This is a genomic window from Mesorhizobium sp. LSJC269B00 (assembly GCF_000502815.1).
Classification (GTDB): Bacteria; Pseudomonadota; Alphaproteobacteria; order Rhizobiales; family Rhizobiaceae; genus Mesorhizobium.
The window spans coordinates 210944-225885 of record NZ_AYVN01000007.1 but is presented as its reverse complement, the minus strand read 5'-3'; the positions used below and the strand labels follow the sequence as shown (position 1 = coordinate 225885).

The following is a 14942-nucleotide window of genomic DNA, read 5'->3' as shown; positions in this document are numbered from 1 at the left end:
TGGAGCCGCAGGTGGCGCTGGAGCCGGGGGGGGCGGTGTGGTCAGCGCGGCGACGGACTCGCCCTCGCCGATGCCGCTTTGACCGGCCGCGGGACCGGGGTCGGTTTCACCGCCTTCGGGCGACAGGCGCTGGGTGAACTTCGTTCCCTCGCCGGCAGCGGCCGGTGCCGGTGCATCGGCCGCGGGCTTGGCCGGCGCCGGCTTTACCAGCGGTTCGGTCGAGACCGTCTTGGTGTCGCCGCCGAGGCCCAGCATCGAGCCAAAGGCATCCTTGTTCAGCCAGATGCCATAGCCGCCGCCGGCGACCACCAGAAGCGCGACGACAGCCGCGATCAACCCGCCATAGCTGCGCCTGCGCTCGGCTGGGCGCAGGCGCTGGAACGTGTCCGCGACCGGCTGCTCGTCATTGGCGAACACATCGGCGCTGTCGTCGTCGGCGTCCAGCTCCACGGCTTGCTTGTCGATGGTTTCTGCACGCGCCGCAGGCGACGGCGGTGTCGGCGCGGGCCTCTGCCAGCTCGGCTCTGTCCTGGCGGCCGGCGCCGGCTGCACCGGTTTCGCCGGCTGCCAGGCCGGCGCAGGCGTGGCGGAAGGCTTTACATGACTGGACTGGTTCTTGTTGCGGTCTATGGAGGAGAAGATGTGCTCCAGCTCCGCCAGCGGATCGGATGCCGGCACCGCCCTGGCATAGTCGCGCTCGACGCTCGAGATGGCATCTTCCAGGGATCGCTTCTGCGTGCTTATGGCTTCGGCGGCCAGCGGCGGCGAATACTCCGCAAGCTTCTTCGCCAGCATGGTACGAACGCTTTCATAGATCCGCGTACGCTTTTCGGGCGTTTCGTCGCCGTGCTTGTCGAGCGCCTTTTTCAGAATAGCAACGAAATCTGCCATGCTTCAGTCGACCTGTATTTTGTTTCCGCGCCGGCCCCCGCAAATCGGCCGCGATGCCCGGAAAGGCTTCAGAAAACTAGTCTTGAAACGGATCGGTCACAAGTATCGTGTCGTCCCGTTCCGGGCTGGTGGAAAGGAGCGCGACGGGTGCCCCGATCAGCTCCTCGATGTAACGGACATATTTGACGGCCTGCGCCGGAAGGTCGTTCCAGCTGCGCGCGCCGGCTGTGGTGCCTTTCCAGCCTTCGAGCGTCTCGTAGACCGGCTCGACACGCGCCTGCGCGCCCTGGCTGGCCGGCAGATAGTCGATCGTTTCGCCGTCGAGACGGTAGCCGGTGCAGACCTTGATCTCATCCAGCCCGTCGAGCACGTCGAGTTTGGTCAGGGCGATGCCCTTGATACCGTTGACGGCGACGGCCTGGCGCACCAGCACGGCGTCGAACCAGCCGCAACGGCGTTTGCGCCCGGTGACGACGCCGAATTCGTGGCCACGCGTACCGAGAAATTCGCCGATCTCGTTCTTCTGCTCGGTCGGGAACGGGCCTTCGCCGACACGCGTCGTATAGGCCTTGGTGATGCCCAGGACATAGCCGATGGCGCCGGGGCCTACCCCCGAGCCGGCGGCTGCCTGGCCGGCAACGGTGTTGGACGAGGTGACGAACGGATAGGTGCCGTGGTCGATGTCGAGCAGCGTGCCTTGCGCGCCCTCGAACAGGATGCGTTCGCCGGCGCGGCGCTTGTCGTCGAGGATTTTCCAGACGCGGTCCATATAGGGCAGGATCTCATCGGCGACCGAGGTCAGCTCGGTCATGATCGCCTCATGCGTGACTTCGCCATGGCCAAGCCCGCGACGCAGCGCATTGTGATGCGTCAGCAGCCTGTCGACCTTGAGGGGCAGCGTTTCCAAATCCGCCAGATCCATCACCCGAACCGCGCGCCGGCCCACCTTGTCTTCATAGGCTGGGCCGATGCCACGACGCGTCGTGCCAATTTTCGTCCCGGAATTGGAGGCGGCGTCCTCGCGGAATCCGTCCAGCTCCCGGTGCAGCGACAGGATAAGCGCGGTGTTTTCGGCTATTTTCAGGCGGTCCGGCGTGACCTCGACGCCTTGCGCCTTGAGTTTTGCCACTTCGGCGACAAAGGCGTGCGGGTCGAAGACGACGCCATTGCCGATGATCGACAGCTTGCCTTGCCGCACCACGCCCGACGGCAGCAGCGACAGTTTGTAGACCTTGCCGTCGACGACCAGCGTATGGCCGGCATTGTGGCCGCCCTGGAAGCGCACGACCACGTCGGCGCGCTCCGACAACCAGTCGACGATCTTGCCCTTGCCTTCGTCGCCCCATTGCGAGCCGACGACCACCACATTGGCCATGTTTCTTTTCCCTTGAGATGCCGCCCTGGCGGCCTGGATATGGTTCGAAACGACAGGCCTCTATAGCGTCAAGACCTCGCAAGCGCGACCTTTCTTTGCCGCCGAAAATGCCCTGAGGCACAACAATTTTCGGCTTTGACATCATTTACTTGCGTCGGCGGGGGCAATAGGCCGGCAAACACAACTCCCCAGGCGGCCGGAATCCCGCAATGCATCGACGCGCCTACCTGTTCCTGCTGCTGACCACCTTGTTGTGGGGCGGCAATTCCGTCGCCGGCAAGCTGGCGGTCGATCACGTCTCGCCGATGACGCTGGTCTTCCTGCGCTGGGTGCTGGCCGTCGCGATCCTGCTGCCGATCGGCTGGCGCACGATCAGGGAGGACTGGCCGGTGGTGCGCAAACACTGGTTCGTCCTGGCTGCACTTGGCGCCAGCGGCTTCACTCTGTTCAACACCATTTTTTACACCGCGCTCAACTACACGACGGCGATCAATGTCTCGATCGAACAGGCGGCGATGCCGGTCTTGATCATCATTGCCAATTTCTTCTTCTTCCGCCTGCGCGTGAGCTGGGCTCAGATTGCGGGCGTGGTGCTGACCATCTTCGGCGTCATCTTGACTGCCTGCCACGGCGATCCGCGCCGGCTGCTCACATTGGAACTCAATTTCGGCGACGCCATCATGCTGGTCGCGGTCGTCCTCTACAGCGGTTATTCGGTCGGGCTGCGGCTGAAGCCGGTGATGCGCTGGCAGAGCCTGATGTTGTCCCTGGCGATCGCTGCCCTCATCACCTCGCTGCCGTTCTTCCTGTGGGAGGTCGCCGCCGGCAAGGTTATCGTCCCCGATATCAGCGGCTGGGTGGTCATCGTCTATACCGCGATCGGCGCTTCGGTCATTTCGCAGATCACCTATATCAGGGGCAACGAACTGATCGGCGCCAACCGTGCCGGGCTGTTCATCAATCTGGTGCCGATCTTCGGCACGCTGCTGTCAGTGCTGATTGTCGGCGAGACATTCCAGCTCTACCAGGCGCTGGCGCTTGCCCTGGTGCTGGGCGGCATTTCGCTCGCCGAATACAGCGGGCGCAAGATGTCGGCACCGAACCGCTGCGGATAACATTTGGCCGCTGCCGCGCTGCGCCGCCGTCGCGATAACTGCTGCCGCGCGCCGACCTGGAACATTTTACCTCTGGCGGAGTTTGCTTCCGTGGGAGGCAACAAGATGAGCCATAACCCTCGCAGCACAGCAAGCATTGCCGGTCACCCCATTCATCCAATGCTGATTCCGTTTCCGATCGCCTTCTTTGTCGGTACCTTCGTTTGCGATCTGATTTTCTGGCAAACAGCCGATCCCGGGTGGGTCACCGGATCGCTTTGGCTTCTCGGCGCCGGCCTGATCATGGGCGCCTTGGCCGCTCTTACCGGCCTGACGGACGTTCTCGGCGATGTTCAGATCCGCAATCTCACGACGGCATGGCTCCATGCCGGCGGCAACGTGCTCGTCGTGCTGATCGAGCCTTATAACTGGTACTCGCGTTATGTCGGTGGAGCGGCGGCTGTGATCCCGACCGGCTTTATCTTATCGCTGATCGTGGTTCTGATCCTGCTGTTTACAGGGTGGAAGGGCTGGGAACTGGTCTATCGGCATCGCGTGGGCGTCTCCGACGGCTCAGACGAATTGACCTGAACCGGCCTCTGCGACGGCCGCCCAATGATGGGGGAGGACCGCCGCATCCGCCACGCCGTCAACTACATTGCGTTGACGTCGAACTGCAGCCGCTTGGCCGAGTCGATGGACTTGTGCGCCTTGACCTGTTCCAGCACTTTCTCCGGGAACGGCGCGTCGAGATAGAGCAGCGCAATCGCGTCGCCGCCCGGCCGGTTGCGCCCGAGCTGGAAGTTGGCGATGTTGACGCCGTTCTCACCGCACACCGTGCCGAGCAGGCCGATAATGCCGGGCGCATCGGCATTGGTTGTGTAGAGCATGTGCTGGCCGACCTCGGCGTCGAGATTGATGCCCTTGATCTGGATGAAACGCGGCTTGCCGTCGGAGAAGCAGGTGCCGGCGATCGAGCGCGTCATGTGCTCGGTCTTCACCGTCAGCTTGATGTAGCCGTCGAACACGCCCGACTTGTCGCGCTTGACCTCGGCGACGATGATGCCGCGCTCCTTCACCATGATCGGCGCCGACACCATATTGACGTCGGCGACCTGCGGCCGGATCAGTCCGGCAAGCGCGGCACTGATCAGGGCACGCGTGTTCATCGTCGCGGTCGAGCCATCGAACAGGATCTCGACCTCGTTGATCGGGTCCTCGGTGACCTGGCCGACAAAGGCGCCGAGCACTTCGGCGAGCTTGACGAACGGCTTTAGCCGCGGTGCTTCCTCGGCCGTGATCGAGGGCATGTTGATGGCATTCGAAACCGCACCCTTGATCAGATAGTCGGCCATCTGCTCGGCTACTTGCAGCGCAACATTTTCCTGTGCTTCCGCTGTCGAGGCGCCGAGATGCGGCGTTGCCACCACATTCTCCATGCCGAACAGCGCGTTGTTCTCCGCCGGTTCGACCTCGAACACATCGACGCCGGCGCCCGCCACCTTGCCGCTCTTCAGCGCCGCGACCAGATCGGCTTCGACGATGAGCCCGCCACGCGCGCAATTGATGATGCGCACGCCGTTCTTCATCTTGGCGATCGCCGCCGCGTCGATGATGTTGCGCGTCTTGTCAGTCAGCGGCGTGTGCAGCGTGATGAAATCGGCGCGGGCGAAAAGCTCGTCCAGCTCGACCTTGTCGACGCCGAGTTCCTCGGCGCGCTTGTCCGACAGGAACGGATCGAAGGCGACGACATGCATCTTCAGGCCGACGCCGCGCGTGGCGACGATCGAGCCGATATTGCCGCAGCCGATGACACCCAGCGTCTTGCCGGTGATCTCGACGCCCATGAAGCGGTTCTTTTCCCATTTGCCGGCATGGGTCGAGGCATTGGCCTCCGGGATCTGCCGTGCGAGTGCAAAGATCATCGCCACCGCATGTTCGGCCGTGGTGATCGAATTGCCGAAGGGCGTGTTCATCACGATGATGCCCTTGCGGCTCGCCGCGGGGATGTCGACATTGTCGACACCGATGCCGGCGCGGCCGACGACCTTGAGTCTTGTCGCGGCGTTGATCAGTTTTTCCGTGACCTTGGTCGCCGAGCGGATGGCAAGACCATCATACTGGTCGATGACTTCGAGCAGCTTTTCCTTGTCCTTGCCGAGATCGGGCAAATAGTCGACCTCGATGCCGCGGTCCTTGAATATCTGGACGGCGGTGGTGGAGAGTTTGTCAGAGACGAGAACGCGGGGCGCCATGGCGGCCTCCTTGAACTGGATTGTCGGGAAAGGGCGGCCCGCAGGCCGCCACGAAATCTCAGGCTGCGGCCTTCAGCGAAGCCTTCTGCGTGGCGAAGGCCCAGTCGAGCCAAGGCAGCAGCGCCTCGAGATCGGAGGTCTCGACGGTGGCGCCGCACCAGATGCGCAGACCGGAAGGTGCGTCACGATAGGAGCCGATGTCGTAGGCGACGCCTTCCTTGTCGAGCACAGAGACGATCGCCCTGGCGAAGGCCGCCTGTCCGTCGGCGTCGAGCGCCGCGACATCGGCGTCGGTGAAGGACAGACATACGGACGTGTTGGACCGTGTCGCCGCATCGACCGCGAGATGGCCGAGCCAGGACGACTTGTCGACAAAGCCATCGAGCACGGCGGCATTGGCATCGGCTCTGGCAATCAACGCATCGAGACCGCCGATCGACTTCGCCCAATGAAGCGCATCGAGATAGTCCTCGACGCACAGCATCGACGGCGTGTTGATGGTCTCGCCCTTGAAGACGCCTTCGATCAGCTTGCCGCCCGAGGTCAGGCGGAAGATTTTCGGCAGCGGCCACGCCGGCTTGTAGGTTTCCAGTTGCTCGACGGCGCGAGGCGACAGGATCAGCATGCCGTGTGCGCCCTCGCCGCCCAGCACTTTCTGCCAGGAGAAGGTGACGACATCGAGCTTCTGGAAATCGAGCCTCTGCGCGAATGCGGCCGAGGTCGCGTCGCAGATGGTCAGGCCTTTGCGGTCGGCTGGAATGAAATCGCCATTCGGCACGCGCACGCCTGAGGTCGTGCCGTTCCAGGTGAAGACCACATCGCGGTCGAAATCGATCTTGGTGAGATCCGGCAGCTCGCCATAGCCTGCCTCGATCCTTCTGATATCGGCGAGCTTCAGCTGCTTGACCACATCGGTCACCCAGCCGGAGCCAAAGCTTTCCCATGCCACCATGTCGACACCGCGTTCACCGAGCAGCGACCACAGCGCCATCTCGACAGCACCCGTGTCCGACGCCGGCACGATGCCGATACGGTAATCCGCCGGAACCTGGAGAATTTCGCGCGTCAGCTCGATCGCCTGTTCGAGCTTGGTCTTGCCGATCTTGGCGCGGTGGGAACGGCCGAGCGCGGCATTCTTCAGCGCCTCGACCGACCAGCCGGGGCGTTTTGCGCAGGGACCTGAGGAGAAATTGGGATTTGCCGGACGGAGTCCGGGCTTCGTGTGCGTCGTCATCGTGGTCTATCCTTCCAGATAGTGGCCCCTCGTTGGGGAGGGGTGGCCCACGGACGGCGATATGCGTTCAACCCTCAGGCGTCAAGAGGAAAGTTTTTGTCGCTGACACGATAGGAGCAGTCCGGGATCAGGATTTCGTGACCCCAAACGCAAACGGCGGATCGAAGAGATCCGCCGTCGGGTTTCGTATCTGCAGCCAGCCTACCAGAGGTCGTAGCGCAGCCCGAGCTTGACCGTCTGATAATTGATGCCCTTGTGGATGTTGAAGGCGCCGCGGTCATAAGCGACGTATTTGCCCTCCGGCACCGAGAAATATTCGTAGCCAAGGTCAACCGACACGTTCTTGGCCACCTGATAGGAAAGACCGCCACCGATCGAATAAGCAAGGTTGAATTTGCCCTCTTTATCCGTTGCACCCTCGTAGCCGGCCGGATCATCACAAGAGAACCCGCCCGTGCCGGACGAATTGGGGGCCACTTCCACGCAATCCTTCGCCCCAATGCTCCTGTAATATTTATTATATGCGACACCGACCCCTCCGCCAAGATATGGAGTGATTCCAACATAGGTGCCGAGATCGACATAGCCATTGGCCATGATGCTGTAGCCTTTGTTGGAAGCATTGTCGGAAAGATCGCATGCCTGCGTAGCCGCGACGGAATTGATGGTGCCAAAACCGTCGTCCACAAGCGTATGGCCGTCGCAAGTGGCTGCCAACTTGGCGTGTTCCCCGAATTTGTCGGTCGGAAGAATCCCGCCGTTCAGTTCGACCCGAAGATAGTCGTTGACATGATACCCCATACCGAAACTGCCTGTGAAAAGGCTGCTCTCATCGGTAAAGCTGTTAAGCGGGCCGGTTGTCGCTTCCTCATGCTCGAAGGGATGGCTAAACGCGTAGCCGACATCGCCGCGCAGATACCAGCCCGAGCCGACCTCGACCGGTTGATAGTCCGGCGCCTGATCGACATAGATCGGCGGATCGTAGTCCGCGGCTTGCGCCGGCGTCAGCAGCGCAAGCGCGAGTGCGGCAAGTGCCGGCGCTGTCAGCAATTTGAAATTCATGGGTCCCCGGCTCCTGAAATTGGCACCCTCGTTGAAGGCGAGCGCCGTTTCAACAAGCATTGTTAACCATAGTGGTTAAGTCAGGGTTAAGGATAACGGAGCGTTACCGAATTGATTTCGCCGGGCTTTTTCCTGGCGGTCAATGCCGTCTGGAAGGTCTCTTTGAGACCACAAACGAAAACCGCCCGGCAAAAGCCGGGCGGTTCGCGAACTGGAGTTTCGAAGCGTTTACTTGGTGTAGATCGGCTCTGGCTCGGGCTGGTAAGGCTCCGGCGGCGGGGCGCAGTCCGACCGGCCGAACTGGTAGCGCAGGCCGCCGCGCACTTCGTGCACATTGATGCCGCGATCGAAGCCCGGACCAGCGCCGGTGGTGCCACCCAGTCCAGAAGCATATTCGAACATGCGGCCGCCATTGATGTGGCTGTAGCGATAGCCGACATCGAGCTTGACGCGGTCGGTCAGGCAGTAGGAGGCGCCGGCCATGAGGGCGTAGGCGAAACGCCAGCCTTTGCCGCCGCGGTGCTCGAACGAACCGTCTCTGTCGGTGTTGTGCAGCGTATCCCACTTCAGCCATGCACCGCCGATGCCGGCGCCGACATAGGGCGTCACGCCGTGCCAAGTACCGATATCGACATAGGCATTGGCGAGGAGCAACAATGCCGAATAGGAGGAAGTGTCGACGGAAGTACAAGGAAGCAGATCGCCGCAGGTTCCGCTGGTCGAGCCGCGGAATTTGGACTTGCTCATCCAGTCGAGTGTGAGATCGGTACGGAAATGCTGGTTGATCTGGTAACCGACACCAGCGCCGGCCGAAAATGCGCTTTTGAGCTTGCCGGCGTCGAAGTCGTTCGTGCCGGGTCCGTAGGTAATATAGTCGCCACCGCGGAACTTCGACCAATGATAGTCGATATCGCCGCGGATGTACCAGCCGCCGAAATCGGCCGGCTGCTCGTAGGCGATCGGCGCCGGCGCCTCTTCGACCACTGGCGGCTCCGCCAGATCGGCGGCGAATACTGGCCCGGCCACGCCTGCGAACAGCGCGGCAAGGAAAGCCATTTTTGCTGTATTGAACATGTTTGTCACCCCTGAGAACCCGTCGGAACTTTGAATCCGCTCGAATGTGTTTGACCTCAGTTGTGGATAATGAATTGCAAAAGTTAAAAGGCGTTTAACCCTGTCGATTAACCACGAATTCTCGACATTTTAGCAAACGGCCTCCGCCGCCTGACGCTGGGACCAACCCTGGCCGAAACAAAAAGCCCGCCTGCAGGCGGGCTTGAAGTCTTGTGCCGGCAGTTCGCCCCTGCCGTTGGAGGCAGCGCAATCAGGCGGCGCTGCGCGTTTCCGAAATGATGTCGACGATGTCGTTGACCACGGCCTCGACCAGCTGTGGGTCGTCGCCCTCGGCCATGACGCGGATCAGCGGCTCGGTGCCGGAGGGCCGTATGACCAGGCGGCCGGCCTTGCCAAGACGGTTGCGCGCATCTTCGATCGCCGCCTTGACCAAGGCTTCTTCAAGCGGCTTGCCGCCGGCGATGCGGACATTCTTCAACAGTTGCGGCACCGGCTCGAATTTCTTCGACAATTCGCTGACCGGCCGGTTCTGCCGCTTGATGCAGGCCAGCACCTGCAGAGCCGAGACCAGCCCGTCGCCAGTGGTCGAGAAATCGGACAGCACAATGTGGCCCGACTGCTCGCCGCCGACATTCAACCCGTGCGCGCGCATATGTTCCACGACATAGCGGTCGCCGACCTTGGTGCGATGCAGCTGCAGCTTCATGTCGCCAAGGAAGCGTTCGAGGCCGAGATTGGACATCACCGTCGAGACGACGCCGCCGCCGGCCAATCGCCCGCTCTGGTGCCAGGACTCGGCGATCAGCGCCATGATCTGGTCACCGTCGACGATGGCGCCGTTCTCGTCGACGATGACGACACGGTCGGCATCGCCGTCGAGTGCGATGCCGATATCGGCGCGCACTTCATGCACCTTCTTCTGCAGGCCGGCCGGATGGGTCGAGCCGCATTCCTTGTTGATGTTGAAACCGTTCGGATCGACATTGATGGCAATGACCTCGGCGCCCAGTTCCCAAAGTGCGGCGGGCGCCACCTTGTAGGCTGCGCCATTGGCGCAATCGACGACGATCCTGAGACCCGACAGCGACATCGAGCGCGGCAGCGTGCGCTTGGCGAATTCGATGTAGCGGTCATGCACGCCGTCGACGCGCTTGGCGCGGCCGAGCCCGTCGGAATCGGCGAGCGCCAGTTCGATATCCTTGTCGAGCATGCTCTCGATGCGCTCCTCGATCTCGTCGGAGAGCTTGTAGCCATCGGGACCGAACAGCTTGATGCCGTTGTCGTAATAGGGATTGTGCGAGGCCGAGATCATGACGCCGATATCGGCACGCAGCGAGCGCACCAGCATGGCGACCGCCGGTGTCGGGATCGGGCCGAGCAGGAACACATCCATGCCGGCCGCGCACAGGCCGGACACCATGGCGTTTTCGATCATGTAGCCGGACAGCCTGGTATCCTTGCCGAGCACGACGCGGTGGCGATGGCTGCCGCGCTGGAACGAGAGGCCGGCGGCCATGCCGACCCGCATCGCGATCTCAGCCGTCATCGGAAACTTGTTGGCGCGCCCGCGAATGCCGTCGGTGCCAAAATAACGTCCTGCCATGCTTGCCAGAATCCCCGTCGGTTTTTCAGCCGGCTCGTAATGCCACAATTGGTCCGAGCCCGACTATCACATTGTGTGATTGTATATTACCAATTCTTAGAAAATCATTGTAGCAGGCTGTTCGGAGCGTTGGGCAACGTACCATGACACGGTGTTGCCGCAATATAGCATTCACACTGGGCCACACCGCGCAGATTGGGCCGGTAATCCGGACTGTTGGAGTGGGCCGATCGCAATGGATCCATCACCTTATCGGGAGAACGCCGTTTAGCATCTGGCGCAGCCTAGCGTTGAGAGCTATTGATTGACACAGGTACAACCTATGGGCGCAGCAACGGGAGAAACGCATGCTCATCCACCGACTTGCAACTTTGACGGGTCTTGCCGTCGCAACCTTGTTCATGGCGGCGCCCGCCAGCGCGCTGACCATGGCCCAGTGTAGTACCAAGTATAATGCCGCCAAGGACGCCGGCACGCTGAACGGGCAGACCTGGAATCAGTATCGGAAGGCCGAGTGCGGCACCGACGCGGCGGCCACCACCGAGACCGCAAAGCCGGCGGCCAAGAAGGCCGCTGAGGCCAAGACGGACACGACCAAGGCCGCCGCTGCTGATGATGGCGCCAAGGGTCTGACGGCCAAGGAATGCAGCGCTAAGTACCAGGCTGCCAAGGCCGCCGGTACGCTCAATGGCGCAAAGTGGAACGACTTCCGCAAGACCGAATGCGCCGCCGGCGCATCCGCCGCGGCAGAACCGGCCAAGGCCACGACCAAGGCCGCAGCCACAACCGACGATGGCGCCAAGGGCCTGACGGCCAAGGAATGCAGCACCAAATACCAGGCGGCAAAGGCCGCCGGCACGCTGAACGGCGTGAAGTGGAACGACTTCCGCAAGACCGAATGCGCCGCCGGGGCCTCGGCCGCGGCAGCACCCGCCAAGGCAACCACCAAGGCAGCTGCCGGCAGCAGCGGCAAGGGCCTGAGCATGGCCGATTGCAGCGCCAAGTACCAGGCTGCCAAGTCTGCCAATACGCTGGGTGGCAAGAAGTGGAACGACTTCCGCAAGGCCGAATGCGGCGCCGGCGCAGATGACGACGACACCGTGCCGGCTCCGAGCGAGGCGACCTATACCAGCGAGCCCGAGAAGCCCTCGGTCAGCGCTCCCAAAGGTGTCAAGTTCCCGGCCGCGATCTCAAAGAAATACGCCGGCGAGACGCCGGCCAAGGGCCGCATGCATACCTGCCTCGAGGTGTATTATGCCAACAAGGACGCCAATACGCTCAATGGCCTGCGCTGGATCCAGAAGGGCGGCGGCTTCTACAGCCTCTGCAATGCCAAGCTGAAGAGCTGATCGCGTAGCCATATTCTCCAGAATGGCCCGCGCATCGCAGCATGCGCGGGCCTTTTTATTGCGCTCGAAGACACCTGGCGTTGCCCGCGTTTACATACCGCGGAAGGTGTTGGCATCATCTATTCGCCCACACTGCCCACCGCAGACTTATGGTTGGTTCGCAAAGATTCCAGTTGAACATATGAAGAACAAATGGTATACAAAAGGACATCAAACTTTTGTCAACCAGGAGGGTCTTATGTCCAGATTGAAATTGGCGGCATTGGCTGTGACGGCATGGATTGCTTGGAGCGTCGCCCCTGCAAGCGCACTGACGATGAAGGAATGCGGCGAGGCCTATCGCACAGCCAAGGAGGGCGGCACTCTGAACGGCATGGATTGGACCGCTTTCCGCACAGAGAAGTGTGCGACGTCAGCTGCGGAGAGTGCCAATGCGGATGCGGTCAAAACCGAGCCGCAGTCGCAGAAGGAAACCAGCGCGGCGGTCGCCCCCGCTGTAGCGCCGACGGGCGTGACATTCCCGACCACCCTCGCCGCCGAATTCAAGACCGAGAAGCCCTCGAAGGCGCGTATGAAGACCTGCCTGCAGGGCTACCACGGCAACAAGGACGCGGGTACGTTGAACGGCCTTCGCTGGATCCAGAAGGGCGGCGGCTATTACAGCCTCTGCAACGCCAAGCTGAAGAGCTGATCGACCAGCAGCGTTTGAAGATCGAAGGCCCCCAACCGCAAGGTTGGCGGGCCTTCTCTTGGGTCTTGCCCCGTCAAGCGCCTTGTTTCGAGAGCAGTGCGACCAGGCTTGTAAGATCGGCATTGGCCTGGCCGGCAGCCACCCCGCGCTTCATCAGGCTTTGCATCGGCAAGACGAGTTCGGTGCTGACGTCAGCCGACCTGCTGGCATCGATGACATTGACATAGGCATCAGCCTGCATGCCCAGGTTGGAAACGACATTGCTGGTGTGATCGCCACTGTCGATCTGTTCCGCCCACTTCGGCAGCAGGCCTTGCATCGACTGAAGCCAGGAGGCCAGCAGCGGCATGAACTCGCCGGCCGGGATTCCTGCTGCGCCCGTCAATGCCAACGCCTGCAGAACGCCCGCGAACATGCCGTACATGCCGGTCAGAAGCGAGATATCATAGAGCGGCGCGAGGCCTGGATCCTCACCGAGGAATTTGCTGGTGCCGAGCGCTCCGAGCTGCCCCGAACAGGCATCGAACGCCTGGCGCGAACCGCTGTAGAGAATCAGGGGGTGCGGCCCGCCGATCATCGGCGGCACCGCCATGATGCCGCCGTCGATATAGCTGGCGCCCTGGCTCACCGCCCAGCCCGACATCGCCCGCGCCTGCTCGGGCGTGCCGTTGGTGAGATTGACCAATGTGCGGCCCGACAGCGCCTCTCGGCTTGGGCCGAGCACCTCACGAACGGTGTCATAGACAAGCAGGCACGCCACGATCAGTGGACTCGATCTGACGGCTTCCTCGACACTCTTGGCCACAATGGCGCCCTTGGCTGCCAAAGCCTCAGCCTTTGCCCGAGAACGGTTCCACACCGTCACCGCATGTCCCTGGTTCAGAAAGGCTTCGGCAAGCGCAGTGCCCATGGCGCCGAGACCGATTACTGTTATGTCGCTCATTCTGCTTCTCCTTGGTTTGGTTGCGCGGTTACGCCGGTGTCGGGGTCAGGTCCTGGCCAAGGCCACCGTCCACGGTCAGCCGCGCGCCCGTGGTGAAGGTCGCGTCGAAAGCCAGGAACAGCACTGCGCGCGCCACCTCCTCCATCGTGCCGTGGCGCTTCATCGGCGTGACCGCGTCGCCGATCGCCATGAAGGCGGCCCGCTCCTCGGCCGAGGCGTCGGCCACACCCATCGTCGGCGTATCGATGAAACCAGGGCTGACCACATTCACGCGGATCCGGCGCGGCAGAAGCTCGGCGGCCAGGACCTTGGCGAAGGCGCGCAGTGCCGCCTTCGATCCGGAATAGACGCTCATGCCGCCAGTGCCGGATTCGTCGGCGATCGACGAGGTGAAGACTATGGCGCCACCATCCCTGATGAGGGGCAGCAGGCGCTGCGCGGTGAAGAAAGCGCCTTTGGTGTTGATGTCGAAGGTGCGATCGTAACTGTCCTCGGTGACCCGCTCGACGGGTTCGAGATTGGCCACCCCGGCATTGACGTGAAGGAAGTCGATCTGGCCAAGCTTCTGCCCCACTTCGGCACCGAGCGTGACGATATCGGCCATGTCTGAGATATCGGACCGCACGACATGAGCTCGCGAAAGCAGCTTGGCTCGCGCGGCCTCGATGTTGCGCTGGTCGCGGCCGGTGACCAGGACCTCGGCGCCGCTTTCGATCAGGGCTTCGGCAACGGCGAGCCCCATGCCGTGCGTCCCGCCGATGACAACGGCCTTCTTGTTTGCGTATCGTGTCATGATCCATCCCTTTTTGACAAAATCCGGCCGCCGACGGCCTTTGCAGGTCGAAGCGAGGTACCGATATGATGTTGTGGTGTTCGCCGATGCCGGCGAGCTGGTTTGAAGCTATGGACCGGCTTGGTTTTTCTCAAGTACCGACAAAAATGTAAGCTACCCACCGATTGCTCAGAATTGGATGAAACATGGGAAAGAAACAGCCAGATAGTTGCGGATTGGGGCCGGCGCTGGAGGTCATCAGCGGCAAATGGAAGGCGCTACTGCTCTGGCAGATTCACAAGGCGCCGGCACGATTCGGTGAGCTGAAGCGGCTGGTGCCTGACATCAGCGAAAAGATGCTGATCCAACAGCTGCGCGAAATGGAGGCCGACGGCATCGTCCATCGCGAAATCTTTCCCGAGGTGCCGCCGAGGGTCGAATACTCAATTACCGAATTCGGCATCGAGCTGGACAATGCCCTGATCCCGCTGGCCAGATGGGGCAAGCAACATGCTGGCCGGACTGACGGTGTGCGCCCCGGCAAAGTAAATGCATCCGCATCGCCCGCTGTTTGAGAGACCCTGAACAGCAAAACGCCG

12 protein-coding genes and 2 pseudogenes are annotated in these 14942 nt (G+C 62.0%); 5 read left to right on the top strand and 9 right to left on the bottom strand.

Annotated elements, in window-relative coordinates; translation table 11 throughout:
• Positions 1 to 891: pseudogene (locus X771_RS145775) on the bottom strand (hypothetical protein); the annotation flags it as partial.
• 76 nt (positions 892 to 967) lie between these two features.
• Positions 968 to 2266 carry an adenylosuccinate synthase gene (locus X771_RS145780; RefSeq protein ID WP_023684197.1) on the bottom strand — a complete coding sequence of 433 codons (1299 nt, stop codon included), beginning with the start codon at positions 2264 to 2266 and terminating at the stop codon, positions 968 to 970.
• 209 nt (positions 2267 to 2475) lie between these two features.
• Between X771_RS145780 and X771_RS145785 the strand changes: the two genes are divergently transcribed.
• Positions 2476 to 3381 (top strand): DMT family transporter, encoded by a 906-nt coding sequence (locus X771_RS145785; RefSeq protein WP_023688976.1) that lies wholly within the window; start codon positions 2476 to 2478, stop codon positions 3379 to 3381.
• 105 nt (positions 3382 to 3486) lie between these two features.
• Complete coding sequence (locus X771_RS145790) at positions 3487 to 3951, top strand: DUF2231 domain-containing protein (RefSeq protein WP_023688975.1); 465 nt, start codon at positions 3487 to 3489, stop codon at positions 3949 to 3951.
• A gap of 62 nt (positions 3952 to 4013) precedes the next feature.
• Here X771_RS145790 and serA read toward each other — a convergent pair whose 3' ends face one another.
• From serA to glmM, 5 genes are all read right to left on the bottom strand, one after another.
• Positions 4014 to 5615 carry a phosphoglycerate dehydrogenase gene (gene serA / locus X771_RS145795; RefSeq protein WP_023688974.1) on the bottom strand — a complete coding sequence of 534 codons (1602 nt, stop codon included), beginning with the start codon at positions 5613 to 5615 and terminating at the stop codon, positions 4014 to 4016.
• Positions 5616 to 5673: 58 nt separating this feature from the next.
• The gene (locus X771_RS145800) at positions 5674 to 6849 is read right to left on the bottom strand and encodes a phosphoserine transaminase (protein WP_023688973.1); all 1176 of its coding nucleotides are present in this window, start codon (positions 6847 to 6849) and stop codon (positions 5674 to 5676) included.
• 201 nt (positions 6850 to 7050) lie between these two features.
• Positions 7051 to 7911, bottom strand: coding sequence for an outer membrane beta-barrel protein (locus tag X771_RS145805; protein ID WP_023688972.1), 861 nt, complete (start codon positions 7909 to 7911; stop codon positions 7051 to 7053).
• Positions 7912 to 8139: 228 nt separating this feature from the next.
• Positions 8140 to 8985: an outer membrane protein gene (locus tag X771_RS145810; RefSeq protein WP_023688971.1), complete on the bottom strand. Its 846-nt coding sequence runs from the start codon at positions 8983 to 8985 to the stop codon at positions 8140 to 8142.
• 250 nt (positions 8986 to 9235) lie between these two features.
• On the bottom strand, positions 9236 to 10588 hold the full coding sequence (gene glmM, locus X771_RS145815) for a phosphoglucosamine mutase (protein ID WP_023688970.1): 1353 nt from the start codon (positions 10586 to 10588) through the stop codon (positions 9236 to 9238).
• A gap of 347 nt (positions 10589 to 10935) precedes the next feature.
• On the opposite strand from glmM, the gene X771_RS145820 reads away from it, so the two are divergent.
• Both X771_RS145820 and X771_RS145825 read left to right on the top strand, forming a co-directional pair.
• Complete coding sequence (locus X771_RS145820) at positions 10936 to 11937, top strand: hypothetical protein (protein WP_023688969.1); 1002 nt, start codon at positions 10936 to 10938, stop codon at positions 11935 to 11937.
• Between the two features lie 238 nt (positions 11938 to 12175).
• Positions 12176 to 12628 carry a hypothetical protein gene (locus tag X771_RS145825; RefSeq protein WP_023688968.1) on the top strand — a complete coding sequence of 151 codons (453 nt, stop codon included), beginning with the start codon at positions 12176 to 12178 and terminating at the stop codon, positions 12626 to 12628.
• Between the two features lie 73 nt (positions 12629 to 12701).
• On the opposite strand, the pseudogene X771_RS145830 reads toward X771_RS145825, so the two are convergent.
• Both X771_RS145830 and X771_RS145835 read right to left on the bottom strand, forming a co-directional pair.
• Positions 12702 to 13580: pseudogene (locus tag X771_RS145830) on the bottom strand (NAD(P)-binding domain-containing protein); the annotation flags it as partial.
• 19 nt (positions 13581 to 13599) lie between these two features.
• Positions 13600 to 14364, bottom strand: coding sequence for an SDR family oxidoreductase (locus X771_RS145835; protein ID WP_023688966.1), 765 nt, complete (start codon positions 14362 to 14364; stop codon positions 13600 to 13602).
• A 185-nt stretch (positions 14365 to 14549) separates the two neighbouring features.
• Between X771_RS145835 and X771_RS145840 the strand changes: the two genes are divergently transcribed.
• On the top strand, positions 14550 to 14918 hold the full coding sequence (locus X771_RS145840; RefSeq protein ID WP_023688965.1) for a helix-turn-helix domain-containing protein: 369 nt from the start codon (positions 14550 to 14552) through the stop codon (positions 14916 to 14918).
• The last annotated feature ends 24 nt before the right edge of the window (positions 14919 to 14942 follow it).

Bases quoted from the DNA above. Each gene is read 5' to 3' on its own strand.
- X771_RS145840 (WP_023688965.1), top strand. From the start codon at position 14,550: ATGGGAAAGAAACAGCCAGATAGTTGCGGATTGGGGCCGGCGCTGGAG.
- X771_RS145780 (WP_023684197.1), bottom strand. From the start codon at position 2,266: ATGGCCAATGTGGTGGTCGTCGGCTCGCAATGGGGCGACGAAGGCAAG.
- X771_RS145785 (WP_023688976.1), top strand. From the start codon at position 2,476: ATGCATCGACGCGCCTACCTGTTCCTGCTGCTGACCACCTTGTTGTGG.
- X771_RS145835 (WP_023688966.1), bottom strand. From the start codon at position 14,364: ATGACACGATACGCAAACAAGAAGGCCGTTGTCATCGGCGGGACGCAC.
- X771_RS145825 (WP_023688968.1), top strand. From the start codon at position 12,176: ATGTCCAGATTGAAATTGGCGGCATTGGCTGTGACGGCATGGATTGCT.
- X771_RS145790 (WP_023688975.1), top strand. From the start codon at position 3,487: ATGAGCCATAACCCTCGCAGCACAGCAAGCATTGCCGGTCACCCCATT.
- X771_RS145805 (WP_023688972.1), bottom strand. From the start codon at position 7,911: ATGAATTTCAAATTGCTGACAGCGCCGGCACTTGCCGCACTCGCGCTT.
- X771_RS145820 (WP_023688969.1), top strand. From the start codon at position 10,936: ATGCTCATCCACCGACTTGCAACTTTGACGGGTCTTGCCGTCGCAACC.
- X771_RS145800 (WP_023688973.1), bottom strand. From the start codon at position 6,849: ATGACGACGCACACGAAGCCCGGACTCCGTCCGGCAAATCCCAATTTC.
- serA (WP_023688974.1), bottom strand. From the start codon at position 5,615: ATGGCGCCCCGCGTTCTCGTCTCTGACAAACTCTCCACCACCGCCGTC.
- X771_RS145810 (WP_023688971.1), bottom strand. From the start codon at position 8,985: ATGTTCAATACAGCAAAAATGGCTTTCCTTGCCGCGCTGTTCGCAGGC.
- glmM (WP_023688970.1), bottom strand. From the start codon at position 10,588: ATGGCAGGACGTTATTTTGGCACCGACGGCATTCGCGGGCGCGCCAAC.